This is a genomic window from Terriglobales bacterium (assembly GCA_035567895.1).
Lineage (GTDB): Bacteria > Acidobacteriota > Terriglobia > Terriglobales > Acidobacteriaceae > Gp1-AA112.
Genome location: DATMPC010000060.1, coordinates 41,639 through 55,617, shown reverse-complemented (window position 1 = coordinate 55,617; position 13,979 = coordinate 41,639). Strand labels below are relative to the sequence as shown.

Sequence of the window (13,979 nt, the reverse complement as noted above, 5' to 3'; positions counted from 1 at the left end):
CTGTTCTCCGTGACTCCGTGTATCCGTGGTGAATCATTCATTCCCCTGTATCAATCTGTGCGCGTTGCAGACGGTCGGAGTAATCCACGTAGATCGCTTTCCATTGCGTATAGAAATCGATTGCGCCGATGCCGCCTTCGCGGTGTCCGTTACCGGTTGCCTTCGTGCCCCCGAACGGCAGGTGCACTTCTGCGCCAATGGTTGGCGCGTTGATGTAGGTGATTCCCGTTTGCAGATCGCGCATGGCCGTGAATGCTTTGTTCACGTCGCGCGTGTACACAGCCGAGGAAAGACCATACGCCACGCCGTTTGAAATCTCGACTGCCTGCTCGAGACTGTCGGTTGGAATCAGCGAAACCACGGGACCAAAGATCTCTTCCTGGGCGACTCGCATCTTTCCGTGCGCATCGCCGAAAATCGTGGGTTCCCAAAAAAATCCGTCGCCAAGGCCGCCGGAAGTAATGCGGTTCCCGCCGGTCAGCAGTTTTGCGCCTTCATTCTTGCCAATCTCGACATACTTTTGCGTCGTCTCAATCTGCTGCTGGTTGATTTGGGGGCCCATGTCGCTCTGTTCGTCGATGCCTGCTCCAACCTTCATCGCTTTCGCACGGCTCACGAACTTGTCGGCGAACTGGTTGTAGACGCCCTTTTGCACGATCACGCGGCTGGCGGCTGTGCAGCGCTGACCGGTTGTGCCGAAGCCTCCCCAGAGGGCGCCATCAATAGCCAAATCCACATTGGCATCGTTAAGCACGATGATGGCGTTCTTTCCGCCCATTTCCAGTGAGCACGGTTTGAAATTGCGTGCGGCCGCCTGGCCGATGATGCGGCCGACTTCGCTCGATCCCGTGAACGAGATCGCGCGGACGTCCTCGTGCTCGAGCAGTGGAGCGCCAGCTTCAGGACCGTAACCATGGACAATGTTGACGACTCCCGGTGGAAGCCCCGCGTCCATGAGAGCGCGCACCAGATTAACCGTCGAGAGTGGCGTGTCTTCCGCCGGCTTTATGACACAGGTGTTTCCCGAAATGATCGCAGGGAAAATCTTCCATGACGGAATCGCCATCGGAAAATTCCAGGGCGTAATCATTCCCACTACGCCGAGAGGCACACGCATTGCCATCGCAAACTTGTTGGGGAGTTCGGAAGGAACTGTATGTCCGTCGAGACGCCGCCCTTCGCCTGCCATGTAGAAGGCGGTATCGATGGCCTCTTGGACATCGCCGCGAGTTTCTTTGAGAACCTTTCCCATCTCGCGAGTCATGTCGCGCGCGTAGTCCTCTTTTCGCTCCTGAAGAATCTGCGCACAGCGATAGATCATCTCTCCGCGGCGAGGAGCAGGAGTAAGCCGCCAGCGCTCGAAGGCTCTTGTGGCAGCCTGAACCGCCTCGTCTACATCGTCCTTATTGGATCTTGGGAAGATTCCAACTACGTCCTTGACGTTCGCGGGATTCTGATTCTCGAATGTTTGTCCGGAGCGCGATTCGACCCACTCGCCTCCGATCAGGTTCTTATAAACTTTTGCGGGCATCTAGCTGGAAGTCCTGGGAAGGAATGCAAAACTCTTAATCGTATCAGAAGCAGCACTCGGCACTCAGCATTCAGCCGATTAGCGGCTATGGAGTAGCTCGCTGTTTGGGATTTCAAAACCTTACCGTCAGGCACAAAGCAGGCCCCGATGCTCCCTGCTCCTGCGCAACGACGAAAAGGTCTGCTGGCTGAATGCTGAGTGCTGAATGCTACTTCCGTTACCTTCGTACATCACCCTTCCGACATAAGGTTTTGTATTGAAACTTTGGTGACTATTAAGGGTTTCGCCCATTTGATAGGGTTTTTTCTTGTGGTACTCTCCCTCTGAATCCATCGGAAAAGTCAAGCGATAAGAGTGTCCCCAAAGCCCAAAGACGAGAGGAGCTATATCCAGTACATCACGGTCACGTACCGGAGCGTACTGCTTGCCATTCTCCTGATCGTCGCGTTAGTGAGCGCAGTTAGCTACTTCCTTTTTCCGCAGCAAACGAAAGCCTTGGTCAGCGAACTGGTGGAAATGCTGCATCTGGATTCTCCGACGCGAGCACTCGCGAAAGAGACCGGGCAGCAGCAGGCGCACTTCACCAACATTGACGGCACGGTCCGCGTAAAGAGAAACAACAGCAGCGGATGGGCAAACGCAAGCTACGATCTTCCGCTGAACAGGGGTGACGTAGTTCAGACCGGACCCGAAGGAATCGCCAAAATTGTGTTTGCCGATGGCAGCAACTACACGATCAAGCAGGATTCGTTGATTGTCATCGAGGAAAACTCAACTAACGAGGCTCAGCAAACACAGGTTGCTGTGCAGGTAACAACCGGCACTGTGGATTTAGCGACCGCAACGTACTCCCAGGGCTCCAGCTCGCGGGTGACCGTAGCCGGCGCTACCGCGAGCCTCGCGCCTGAGAGCTCGGCGCAAGTGCACAACGACAATCGTAACAATGATCACTCGATCCTGCTGAAGCAGGGTTCGGGCAGCGTTTTGCGTAATGGCGAACTAGTTCGCCTGGGCAGCTATGAAAGAGTTTCGTTCAAGGCCGAAGACGTCAAGATGACCAGGGCCAAAGAGGTTGGGCCCCCCACCTTGATCACTCCAGCAAATATGTTGCCGGTATTCGCGGCAAAGGACGAAGGGCAAGTTGATTTCACCTGGACCCCGATGCAGAACACGCGGCAGTACCACTTGAGGCTCTCGAAGAATCCCTATTTCACGCAGCTAGTCGAAGACAAAACCTTGGTCATGCCGCAATTTAGAGCGGCCGGACTGGCAGAGGGCGCATACTACTGGACAGTGCAATCGGTGGATCCGCAAGGCAGGGAATCTGTAGAAAGCGAACACAACAAGTTCACAATTATCGCGAAAGCGGCAAATGCAGGGCTCGCACTGGAACTTGATCCGCTGGTGCAGCACGGACATGTGATTGAAGTTCGCGGCAAAACGGATCCGGCCGCCCGCGTGATGGTAAACGGCGAAGAAGTTCCGGTGGTCGGCGGAGATGGCACCTTCCGGTATTACACGCCTCCGCTCCCGCAAGGGGAAAGCGTTATTACAGTAACAGCGCAGAATGCGAAGGGTGGAGTAAGCACCCAGACAAAGAAGATCGTAGTGCAGTAGGGCCCATGGCTCTCCGTGTAAGAGCCCGAAAGTAAATTGATTTTCAGGTAGTCCGCTCAACCGATTCAGACGGCGAAAATCTGATCCTGGCTCCGGCGTCCGGTAATGGATCCAGGCAAAAAGATACAGCGGCAATAACCGAAAGATAGAAAGAAGTTCATTCATGTCGTCGAACGGTTTTGGCTCACAAAATTCGCGCAGTCACAGTCTGCGCTCACTGTTCAGCATGTTCTCCAGCGACCTTGCCATCGATCTGGGCACGGCCAATACCTTGGTATATGCCAAAGGCAAAGGCATCGTCGTCAACGAGCCCTCGATCGTCGCCATTAACAAGAACACTGGCGAAGTCGAGGCCGTCGGCAAGGAAGCCAAAGAGATGCTGGGCCGCACGCCCGGCAACATCGTAGCCATCAAGCCGATGAAAGATGGCGTAATCGCCGACTTCAAGGTCACTGAGAAGATGCTGAACTACTTCATTCAGAAGGCGCACAACCGCAAGATGATGGTGCATCCGCGCATCGTGATTGGCGTTCCTTCTGAGATCACCCAAGTAGAAAAGCGCGCGGTCATGGACTCGGCGTATCGCGCGAAAGCCAGCGAAGTTCACCTGGTTGAACAGGCAATGGTGGCCGCAATCGGAGCTGGACTTCCCATTACGGAACCGAGTGGAAACATGGTGGTCGACATCGGCGGAGGAACCACTGACATCGCCGTGATTTCACTTTCTGGCATCGTGTACTCGCGATCGGTGCGCATGGCGGGTAATCAGATGGACGAAGCCATCATGAATTATTTGAAGCGCAAATATAACCTGCTGATCGGCGAGCGCACGGCCGAGCAGATCAAGATCGAAATTGGTTCCGCGTTCCCCCTGGACAAGCCGCTCACGATGGAGATCAAAGGCCGGAACCTGATTGAGGGTGTCCCCAAGACAGCAACGGTGGACGACAGCGAAATCCGCGAGGCCCTCAGCGAATGCGTCTCGACGATCATGAACGCGATTCGCGTGGCGCTGGAGCGTACGCCTCCGGAGTTGAGCGCCGACATCAGCGATCGCGGCATCGTTCTCACTGGTGGCGGGGCACTGCTCAAGAACCTGGACAAGCGTATTCGCGAGGAAACGGGACTGCCGGTTTCGATTGCCGATGATCCCCTCGCTAGCGTAGTGCTGGGAACGGGCAAGATGCTCAGCGACTTCAAGCTGTTGCGCAAGATTTCGATCGAGTAGTTAAATCGGATTTCACCACGGAGACACGGAGGCACGGAGAAGATCGGGAAGAGTGGATCCCGAATGACTGTGGTTCCAGCGAGGCGTTTCGGGTTTCAAGTTTCGAGTTTCGGCAAAGCCAGATTGGTTGCAGCGTGGTTGCCATAGGTTTGCTGCCTGCTTGGCCGAAACCTGAAATTCGAAACGCGAAGCGCCTTTTTCACTGTTCTCCGTGTCTCCGTGTCTCCGTGGTGAAATAATTGATCTAGATGGAAAACTTCTTCACAAGATACCGGAACGTGACCGTGCTGCTGTTCTTGCTGATGGCACAGGTCATTGTTCTAGCTACGCAAGTTCGTCGCCCGGACACCGCGACGGGAGAGTCCATGTCCCTGGTGCGCGCCTGGGTGGTCCAGATCTTCGTACCGGGTGAAAAGGCAATTACTTCTATAGGGAGCGGTATACGTAATCTTTGGACGAACTACATCGATCTGCGCGATGTTAGGGCGCAAAACGAAGAGTTGAAAGCGCAGCTCGACCGTCTGCGGCTGGAACAGGTGAGTCTCGCTGAGGATGCCGGCCAGGCACGCCGCTTACAGGCGCTGCTTGGTTTCAAACAGAAATTCATTGCCCAGACAGTGGCTGCACAGGTAATTGGAAGCACTGGCACGGACCGTTCGCGCGCATTCACTATCGATAAGGGAACAAAGGATGGCATCAAGATCGACATGCCGGTAATTACTCCTAAAGGCATCGTAGGCAAGGTTTACAAAGTGTTTTCGCGAAGCGCGCAAGTGCTCGAAATCAACGATGCCAGTTCGGGTGCCGGAGTGATGCTGGGACGATCCCGCCTGCGAGCAGTCATGCGGGGAACGTCTTCAGGCATCCCGGAAATCATGCATATCATGGCCGACGAGAAGATTGAGCCGGGCGAGACGGTTGTCTCCTCGGGAGGCGACCAGATTTATCCGTCTGGCCTTCCAGTCGGGACCGTGCAAAGCACCGCCCCAGATCCAGAGGGTGGCCCGTTCATGCTGGTTCGAGTCAAGCCTTCTGCGAATCTTGACAAAGTTGACGAGGTCCTCGTTATCACGCAAGTAAGCGAGAAGGAGCCTCAATACCAAGAGGGACCGCGTCCAGTAAGGGCGGCGGATATTCTTGCACAACGGCTGCCTACGGTGACCCCCAAGGCCCCGGACAAGAAGGGAGCTGAGCCGCCTCCGACCAGTGCCCTTTACGCGAACAAGACACCGTCCACAAATGCGGTAGTCTCCGCAGGGAGCCCTGCGACAAAGAAGAAGCCGGCCGAGGCTACTCCTGCTTCGCAATCAGCGCCCGTTTCGACTAACAATCCTGGTGGCCAACCCGGAGAAACTCCGGCGGAGACAAGGCAAAGTACGACCCCGGCCCCAAATGGAACTGAATCGCCTACCTCAGAGGCGAAAAAGCCTAAAGCGCCGTCTACCACTGAGCCCGCCGAACCTAAACCCACCATGCCCGCTGAAAGCGCGCAACCGCAGGAGAACCCGCGCTAGTGGCCACAATTACTTACACTTCGCGCGAGGAGATAGAGGTCCACAGGTTTAGCGCCTTTGCTACGATCGGCATTCCGCTATTGGCGATCTTCTTTCAGGTTTACGTCTCATCCCGATTCTCGTTTCTGAAGCTGTTTGATATCCCGCTCATGGTTACGGTGTTCTTCGCCGTCTCCCGCCGTAATCAATTGGCGGGAATGCTGACCGGCTGTTCGATTGGCCTGGTGCAGGACGCGCTCACGCATCTTCCCATCGGGATCTATGGGATCTCAAAAACCATCGCGGGATACGCAGCCTCGTCCATCGGCCTCAAGGTGGATGTTGATAATCCCGGTTCGCGCTTCCTCATGATGTTCTTTTTTACTTTCCTGCATGATGGCATCTACTTCATCGTTAGTCGGCACCTGCTGGGGATACCTGCTGACTGGCGCACCCTGCACGAGCTGAGTTCGGCGCTGGCGAATGCCATTGTTGCCGTGCCGCTCTTCGCGCTTATGGATCGAGCGAAGCAGCGCTGAGACTCAGGCCATCGTATTAGTCCGTTCGTAATGTACTAGGTAGGGATTTGTGTCATTCGTGCATCCTTTAAGCAGAGTAGTTGGATAAAATATAGGGACGGCTCCGCTCTGCGGTTTCCCTCCCGATTCAGAAGTTGAAGTGAATGTACGATCGCGACGATAAGATCCCGTCAATCAAACTGGCCTCGGTCCAGTATGTGATTCTGCTCGTCATCGCGATTCTGGTTGTTCGTCTGTGGAATCTCCAGGTGCGTGGCAGTGAACGATATCTCAGTCTTGCCGATCAGAACCGCATCCGCAAAGTGCCCATACTCGCTCCGCGAGGCAAGATCTACGATCGCGAAGGCCGCATCCTTGTCGATAACTATCCTTCTGTTTCCGCCCTGCTAATTCGCGAGCAGGTGCCGAAAGACAACGCCGCCGACATCACGAAAATCGCCACGGGACTGCATATGCGCGAGGATGACATTCGGGACCGACTACGGCGCATGGCAGACAATCAGAGCGCTCCATTCCTTCTCAAGGACGACATCACACCGGATGAGCAAGCGTTCATTGAAGCCCATCGCGATGAACTGCCTGAACTCGAGACGATTATGGTGCATCGCCGTCTTTATCCCAAAAACGGATTCCTGGCGCACCTGATCGGCTACGTGGGCGAAGTAAGTGACGAAGATCTGAATTCGGCGCAGTACGAGGCCTATCAGCCAGGTGCTGTTGTAGGAAAGAGTGGCGTCGAACAGTTCTATAACGAGATTCTCATCGGGAAGGACGGATCGCGCCGTGCTTTGGTGAACAGCCATGGGAAAGAAGTGGGGAGGCTGAGCACGGATCCGGCAATAGCGGGTCACTCACTCAAGCTGACCATCGATCTCGACATCCAGATGGCTGCGGAGCAGGCTCTCGAAGGCCATAATGGCGCCGTGATTGCGATGGATCCGCACACGGGTGAGATTCTCGCAATGGTGAGCAGGCCGACGTTCGATCCCAACGCGTTCTCAGTTCGCATCACCAACAAGGAATGGAATGCCCTCATCTCGGATCCGGCCAAGCCGCTTCTGAACAAGGCCATTCAGGCACAGCTTGCGCCGGGATCGGTGTTCAAGGTCATCATGTCGGTGGCAGGAGTGCAGGAGAACATTGCGCAAACAATGCACGTGCACTGTAGCGGCAGTGCCGTCTTCTACGGACACCGCTTTGGTTGCTGGGTGCCGAGCGGACACGGCAACGTTGAATTGCCAAAGGCTATTTATCAGTCTTGCGACGTGTTCTTCTATACTCTCGCGGAAAAGCTCGGCATTGACCGCATCTCGAAATATGCGCGGCAATTCGGACTTGGGCAGAAGACGGGCATCGATCTTCCCCAGGAAGTTGCGGGTGTAATGCCGTCGGAGGAGTGGAAGGCGAAGCTCTTCAAGCAAAAGTGGTTCGCCGGTGAGACTATCTCGGTCGGCATCGGACAAGGCGCCGTAGCCACAACGCCGGTGCAGCTCGCGAGGGCCCTTGGAGGCATTGCCAGCGGCGGACGGCTGGTTCAACCTCACGTCGCGTTTCCTGATGATCTTCCGTCGCAGTACGTCGAAGTAGCTAGACGTGACAAGCAGGTACAACGCGTCGATATCCGCCAGCAGGATTGGCTCACCATCACTGACGCGATGGCTGAAGTGGTGAATGTGGGCGGCTCCGCTCCCAGCGCCCACCTGCCGGGAATCGACTTTGCAGGAAAGACCGGTAGCGCGCAGTTAGTCAGTTTGGCGAAGAGGAAAGCGCTCGGTGCCAAGGGCGACCAGTTCAAACAGAACGGCTGGTTCGTGGGGCTAACTCCGAGGCGCAATCCGGACATTGTGGTCGCGATCTTGTTTGAAGGCGGGGAGCATGGAAGGCTAGCCGCTCGATTGGTTGCACCCATCATTAAAGCCTTTGTCGATAAGCAACGCCGTGTACGGCACGACGAGAATTATGCAGCCGTCGACAAGAATGGACACCCTATCGAACTCACCGGCATCTGGAGTGACGGAAAAGCCGAAGATGGCGTCTCCGATCGCATGCAGGCCGGAACTCTGGAGCTCGTAACAGACCGGAGCGCCGGGCGCCCTCGCCCAGCGAAGTCGTTGGCAATCGAAGATCAGAAAAATCTGCCGCTTCCCAAGTTGAGGGGTGCATCGATGCCTTCACCGGGCGGAAGCGCACGGCGCTCCGCTATCAATTTGGCCAGTGTCCACTGATGCGTCGCTTTATCTCATTTCGCGATTTTGACTGGGTGCTGCTCGCCTTTGTACTCATTATCTCCGGTATTGGCGTGCTTGAAATCTATAGCGCTACCCGGCAGACAAAGTTCATCGGCTTCCAGCAAAAGCAGATTTACTGGATTATCGCCGGGCTATTCCTCATGTTTCTCGTAAGCATGGTGAACTATCAAGCCCTGCTCGAGAACGTTCACTGGTTCTACGGCGCCTCAATATTGTCGTTAGTAGCTGTGGCTGTCATTGGTGCCCGCGTGCTTGGCGCCAAGCGCTGGATCAAGCTGCCCGGAGGTCAGCACTTCCAGCCCTCGGAATGGATCAAGATCGTGCTCATTTTGGCTCTGGCCAAGTACTTCTCCGACTTGGCAGGGCGGGAAGTCACGCTGCGAGACATCGTGAAGTCGTTCCTGATCGCCGGAATTCCGATGGCGATGGTGCTCAAACAGCCGGATCTTGGAACGGCGCTCACCTATGTTCCAGTCTTGATTTGCGCACTTTTCCTTGGCGGCATCAAGGTTAAGCATGCTGTCGGCATCCTGTTACTCGGAACCGTGATGATTTATCCGGTGTGGCGTTGGGGCCTTAAGCCATACCAGAAAGCCCGTTTAACCAGTTTTAGCGAGCCAGAAGCCGATCCGCGGGGTTCGGGGTACCAGATTCAGCAGTCGCTCATCGCCGTAGGTTCGGGTGGACTGACCGGTAAGGGGGCGTTGAAGGGTAGCCAGACGCAGGGGGCATTCATTCCGATTCCCTACACCGACTTCATCTTCGCTGCCTATGCCGAGGAGCACGGCTTTGTAGGTTGTTTGATCGTCCTGCTGCTATACTTCATCGTGTTGATGCGTTTGATTCAGAACGCACAAACCGCACCCGACCGGGCTGGAACTCTGATAATTATGGGAGTAGTAGCGGTCCTGGTCTTTCATATTCTCGTCAACGTGGGCATGGTTGTTGGCTTTATGCCTGTTACAGGCATCCCATTACCGTTGATGAGCTATGGCGGATCGTCAGTCTTGTTCACGTTTTTAGCCCTGGGCATCGTGAATAACATCCGAATGCGTAGATTCGTGAACTAGGCGGATTAATTAAACGAAGTTCAGACGTCCGGGCAAGGCCGGACAATTGTCCGCTGCTGCGGACCACCAAGTTTTCTGTTTTACCCGAACAGCATGAGCTGACCGGGGTTAGCGTCCAGCGGGACGCCAACGATATTACGTTTGCCCTCCACGAAGTTGAGGGCGCCGGCAATCGAGAGACGAGCCGGAGAGGATCCAAGAGTTTCACCGCTGTAGAAGGACAGGTTAACGGCCCGGCCAGATTCGCAACTGCGGATTGGGTACAGTGGCCACAAGTCCTTTCAGCCAGGCCGCGAGCATGATCGCGATAGGTTCAAAAATTCGAAGAGTCGACAGTCTGCAGGACTTCGAATCCCGCACCTACCTCGTTGTTCCATCAAAGTTTTCCGTGCATCGCAGCGCTCATACTCCTCCCCGCAGAGGTCTTGTGACCTCCTAGCTAGTTGCTCGCTTGCCCTCTATCGGAGCAAGCATGGCGAAAGAGCTTTTCATTTCGACTACCCCGCACGAAACCAAGGTTGCGGTGGTAGAAGACGAACAACTTACCGAAATCTATTTTGAGCGTGAGAATGAGTACACGCTCGCTGGCTCCATCTATAAAGGCCGCGTCACGCGGGTCCTGCCGGGAATGCAGTCTGCATTCGTCGACATCGGGCTCGAGCGCGACGCCTTTCTTTACGTCACCGACTTCCTCGAAGAACAGGAAGATCAGGAAGACTTTGAGCAAGTAGTAAATCGCGCGCATTCTGACGCGCAACCGGAGTTGCCGCGTCCACAAGCGCAACCGGCGCAGTTGATTGAAGAAGATGCGGCCGAGCCGGCAGACTCACATTCTGACGGCGCTGATCAGGCGCAAACGGATACCTCGCAATTCGATCGTGGTCCCCGCCGCTGGCGGGGACGTCGCGGTCGCCGTCGCGGTCGTGGCGGATTTCAAGACCAAAGTGGGCCGCAAACCTCTGCCCAGCCAGTGCCGTCCGGTGAAGAGGCTCCGCGGGCATCCGAGAGTGCCGACGACGAGCCGATTCTTCTACCCGGAGAGTCGCTGTCCAAGTACCGCCAGGCGGAAAAAACGGAGTCCGCCGAGCAACCTCCCTCTGCGCCTCCAAGTCGACAAGAGCCTGAGGGCCGAGAATCTACCCTTGTGAGCACAGCTCCTGTAGAGCGAACCTTCGCTCCACGTCCGGAAAGCACAGGACCGATGCAGGTGCTTCCCGGCGAGTCCATTTCCAAATATCGCAGTCGCGGTCCTGAAGAGGCTGAGACAGAGCCGGCTATTCGCGAGCCATATCCAATCCGGGAACGTTCGTTTGGTAGAGGCCAATCCCGCTGGGAACGTCCGAGCCGCCGACCCGAGCGTGACGCCACTGCGCCGGAACCCACACCTTCCGGTCCTCCGGTATTGGCTCTGCCCGGTGAATCGCTCGCGAAGTATCGCGGCAAAGAAGAAGCACCGGTGAGCGCGTCGCAGTCGTCGCATGAAATCCACTCTGGGACCGTCGTGCCCCCCAACGTGAACGATATGGAAGCCGCGCATAGAGACAATTCCGGCGCGGCGAACGTTTCGCACTCCTCTGCCGAACAGAGCGGAGTTGAAGAGCGGGTAGAGCACGTATTCGACGTCGAGCGACGGCCGCACGAGGCGCCTCCATTCGAGCGCGGAACGCATGAAGACAGCCGTTCGGAGCGCGCGAAGTCTGTCAACGAACCGGAGTCAGCGGAGCAGGAGCAGGAGAATGCCTCGGTTCCCCACGAATTCGGCGCAGGCGTACTCGAAGAAGAAGTCATCGACGAGGAGGAGAGCGAGCTAACACCGTTTGGCGAGCACCCCGACGAAGACATCTACGAGGAACTCGAAGAGGAGACGCTAGACGCTGAGAACGCCGAGCAACTAGTCGAGGCAGTGCGCGAAGCACACGCCAACCAGCGCCTCGGACTGCAGCAAGGCGACCAGTCAGAGGGCGAAGAGCGCGCTGCCGGAGAAGGAGGCGAAGGCTTCATCCCCGAAGAGGAATCTCACGATCACTCTGAGCAGATGGAAGCAGCCGATCTGGAAGACGCGAACTACCAGCACGCCGATGAGATTGGCGCTGAAGAACAAGACGAAGACCAAGAGACTGAAGGCTTGAAAGAAGAAGGCCGCGCGGAGCTGAGAGCGCCCGCCAATACAGCAGCGTTCCAGCAGCGAGTGGAACGGCCCGAACGAAGTCAGCAGGATCGTTTCCGCCGCGGAGGACGCCGTGGACGCCCCATGCGCGGACGCCGCAACATCCAGCGAGAATCCCAGCCCACCATCAGCGACCTGCTGAAAGAAGGCCAGGAAATTCTGGTTCAAATCGCAAAAGAGCCCATGGCGAAAAAGGGCGCACGCATCACCAGCCATATCGCGCTCCCCGGACGCTTCCTCGTGTACATGCCCACGGTGAACCACGTCGGCGTGTCGCGCAAGATCGGATCGGACGAGGAGCGCCAGAGACTGAAGCGCGTCCTCATCAGCGAAAAAGGAAACGCGCACGGTGGCTTCATCGTTCGCACGGCCGCGGCCGGAGCCAGCGAAGAAGACCTCCGCTCCGACCTGCGTTTTCTGATCAATCTATGGAACGACATTAAGTCGCGAGCGGAGAGCGGCAAGGCACCTGCACTGATCTATCACGATCTCAATCTGGTCGAGCGCATCCTGCGCGACCAGGTCACCGCCAACTTCACCAACATCTGGGCGGATAGCGAGCAGGAGTACGAGCGTATCGTGCGCTTCCTTGGCCGCTTCCAGCCAGCGATGGTGCGCCGCGCCAAGCTCTACACCAAGGACACGCCGCTGTTCGAGCAATTCGGCATTCAGGAAGAGATCAACAACGCGCTCAAGTCAAAGGTCTGGCTGAAGAGTGGCGGCTACATCGTCATCAATCAAACCGAAGCGCTCGTGGCGATCGACATTAACACCGGCAAGTACGTCGGCAAGACGATGCGACTCGAAGACACGATAGTGAAAACGAACATCGATGCCATCAAGGAGATCGTGCGCCAGATACGTCTGCGCGACCTTGGCGGCATTATCGTCATCGACTTTATCGATATGGACGAGCGCAAGAACCGGCAGAAAGTCATGCAGGCACTGGAGGAAGCGCTTAAGAACGATCGCGCGCCATCGAAGGTCCTGCAATTCAACGATTTCGGACTGGTGGCCATTACCCGCAAGCGCGTCAAGCAATCGCTGGAGCGCACGCTCTCAACCTCATGCACATACTGCACCGGCACCGGCATGATCAAAAGCGTCCAGACCGTCTGCAACGAGATCTACGTCGAGATGCGGAAAATGGCCCGGCAGATGGAGCGGCATGACGTAATGCTGCGCGTGAATCCCGAAGTGGTGAAAGCGCTAAAAGCAAACAACGCCCGCTGGCTGCAGGAGATGGAAGAGCTGGCCGGCAAGACGATCATCGTGAAGAGCGATCCTGTGCTGCACCAGGAGCAGTTCGACATCAATTGAGGACAGTAAGATCCTATAAGGACTTGTGTAAGCCCATTTAAGGACCTCAGGCCCCTGGGCTTGGTTGTATCACTCCGCCCAGGGAACGATTGTGAAACGGCTTTACGCGCGGTTCACTGTCCTACTACACTCATGTACTACACTACTGTCGTTTGGAAAGGGCAGCTATGGCGCGAGGTACAGTCAAGTGGTTCAACGATGCAAAGGGATTCGGATTCATCACGCCCGACGATGGCGGAAAGGATCTGTTTGTTCATCACAGCGCAATCCAGGGAGACGGCTTCAAGTCGCTGAGTGAAGGCCAGAAGGTCGAGTACGATCCGCAGCAGGGCCAGAAGGGACCGCAGGCAGGCAACGTCCGCAAGGCCTGAAGGAAGAATTAGGCAGAGCGCATCTCTGCACAGCGACGACAAAGGCGGAGCAGCCGGCAGTTCTCAACCGATTCTTTGCCATCGCACATGAAGGAACCGCCGCAATCCTCACAGAGGTGCGTGTGCGTGCTTCGCGTAAGAACTGTGGGTTCAGCCTCGCTCATCGGGATCGATCGGCCGGGCCTGGTCCAACTTGGCTTGGTCAAACTCATCTTTGCGCACGGGCTCTTGTTGTTTCATCGCCGCGCGCTTTTCCCTGCTCTTGCGAGCGACCTCTGAGAACTTGCCTTCAGGCTTGTTGGGTTGGTCGTCAGCCATGTGGGAATGATGGCACAGTTAGGGCGCTAAAGCGAGAGCGTGAGGCTATCGAAGGGGCAGTCGAATGGGTGTTCGC

General features: G+C 56.3%; 10 protein-coding genes. 8 read left to right on the top strand and 2 right to left on the bottom strand.

Annotated elements, in window-relative coordinates; all coding sequences use genetic code 11:
• Window positions 1–37: 37 nt before the first annotated feature.
• Window positions 38–1,531, bottom strand: coding sequence for an aldehyde dehydrogenase family protein (locus VNX88_13805; GenBank protein ID HWY69740.1), 1,494 nt, complete (start codon window positions 1,529–1,531; stop codon window positions 38–40).
• Window positions 1,532–1,885: 354 nt separating this feature from the next.
• On the opposite strand from VNX88_13805, the gene VNX88_13800 reads away from it, so the two are divergent.
• From VNX88_13800 to VNX88_13765, 8 genes are all read left to right on the top strand, one after another.
• Complete coding sequence (locus VNX88_13800; GenBank protein ID HWY69739.1) at window positions 1,886–3,148, top strand: FecR domain-containing protein; 1,263 nt, start codon at window positions 1,886–1,888, stop codon at window positions 3,146–3,148.
• A 163-nt stretch (window positions 3,149–3,311) separates the two neighbouring features.
• Entirely contained in the window at window positions 3,312–4,376 is a 1,065-nt protein-coding gene (locus VNX88_13795) for a rod shape-determining protein (GenBank protein HWY69738.1), read from the top strand.
• Window positions 4,377–4,624: 248 nt separating this feature from the next.
• The gene (mreC, locus tag VNX88_13790) at window positions 4,625–5,890 is read left to right on the top strand and encodes a rod shape-determining protein MreC (GenBank protein ID HWY69737.1); all 1,266 of its coding nucleotides are present in this window, start codon (window positions 4,625–4,627) and stop codon (window positions 5,888–5,890) included.
• Entirely contained in the window at window positions 5,890–6,408 is a 519-nt protein-coding gene (gene mreD, locus VNX88_13785; GenBank protein ID HWY69736.1) for a rod shape-determining protein MreD, read from the top strand. The genes mreC and mreD overlap by 1 nt, the downstream gene beginning before the upstream one ends.
• 143 nt (window positions 6,409–6,551) lie before the next feature.
• Window positions 6,552–8,633 carry a penicillin-binding protein 2 gene (mrdA, locus tag VNX88_13780; GenBank protein HWY69735.1) on the top strand — a complete coding sequence of 694 codons (2,082 nt, stop codon included), beginning with the start codon at window positions 6,552–6,554 and terminating at the stop codon, window positions 8,631–8,633.
• Window positions 8,633–9,727, top strand: coding sequence for a rod shape-determining protein RodA (gene rodA / locus VNX88_13775; GenBank protein ID HWY69734.1), 1,095 nt, complete (start codon window positions 8,633–8,635; stop codon window positions 9,725–9,727). The genes mrdA and rodA overlap by 1 nt, the downstream gene beginning before the upstream one ends.
• Window positions 9,728–10,199: 472 nt before the next feature.
• The gene (locus VNX88_13770) at window positions 10,200–13,214 is read left to right on the top strand and encodes an Rne/Rng family ribonuclease (protein ID HWY69733.1); all 3,015 of its coding nucleotides are present in this window, start codon (window positions 10,200–10,202) and stop codon (window positions 13,212–13,214) included.
• A gap of 167 nt (window positions 13,215–13,381) precedes the next feature.
• On the top strand, window positions 13,382–13,585 hold the full coding sequence (locus VNX88_13765) for a cold-shock protein (GenBank protein ID HWY69732.1): 204 nt from the start codon (window positions 13,382–13,384) through the stop codon (window positions 13,583–13,585).
• Window positions 13,586–13,735: 150 nt separating this feature from the next.
• Here VNX88_13765 and VNX88_13760 read toward each other — a convergent pair whose 3' ends face one another.
• Window positions 13,736–13,903 carry a hypothetical protein gene (locus VNX88_13760; GenBank protein HWY69731.1) on the bottom strand — a complete coding sequence of 56 codons (168 nt, stop codon included), beginning with the start codon at window positions 13,901–13,903 and terminating at the stop codon, window positions 13,736–13,738.
• Window positions 13,904–13,979 lie beyond the last annotated feature (76 nt).

Bases quoted from the DNA above. Each gene is read 5' to 3' on its own strand.
- VNX88_13805 (HWY69740.1), bottom strand. From the start codon at position 1,531: ATGCCCGCAAAAGTTTATAAGAACCTGATCGGAGGCGAGTGGGTCGAA.
- VNX88_13795 (HWY69738.1), top strand. From the start codon at position 3,312: ATGTCGTCGAACGGTTTTGGCTCACAAAATTCGCGCAGTCACAGTCTG.
- mreC (HWY69737.1), top strand. From the start codon at position 4,625: ATGGAAAACTTCTTCACAAGATACCGGAACGTGACCGTGCTGCTGTTC.
- mrdA (HWY69735.1), top strand. From the start codon at position 6,552: ATGTACGATCGCGACGATAAGATCCCGTCAATCAAACTGGCCTCGGTC.
- rodA (HWY69734.1), top strand. From the start codon at position 8,633: ATGCGTCGCTTTATCTCATTTCGCGATTTTGACTGGGTGCTGCTCGCC.
- VNX88_13770 (HWY69733.1), top strand. From the start codon at position 10,200: ATGGCGAAAGAGCTTTTCATTTCGACTACCCCGCACGAAACCAAGGTT.
- VNX88_13765 (HWY69732.1), top strand. From the start codon at position 13,382: ATGGCGCGAGGTACAGTCAAGTGGTTCAACGATGCAAAGGGATTCGGA.
- VNX88_13760 (HWY69731.1), bottom strand. From the start codon at position 13,903: ATGGCTGACGACCAACCCAACAAGCCTGAAGGCAAGTTCTCAGAGGTC.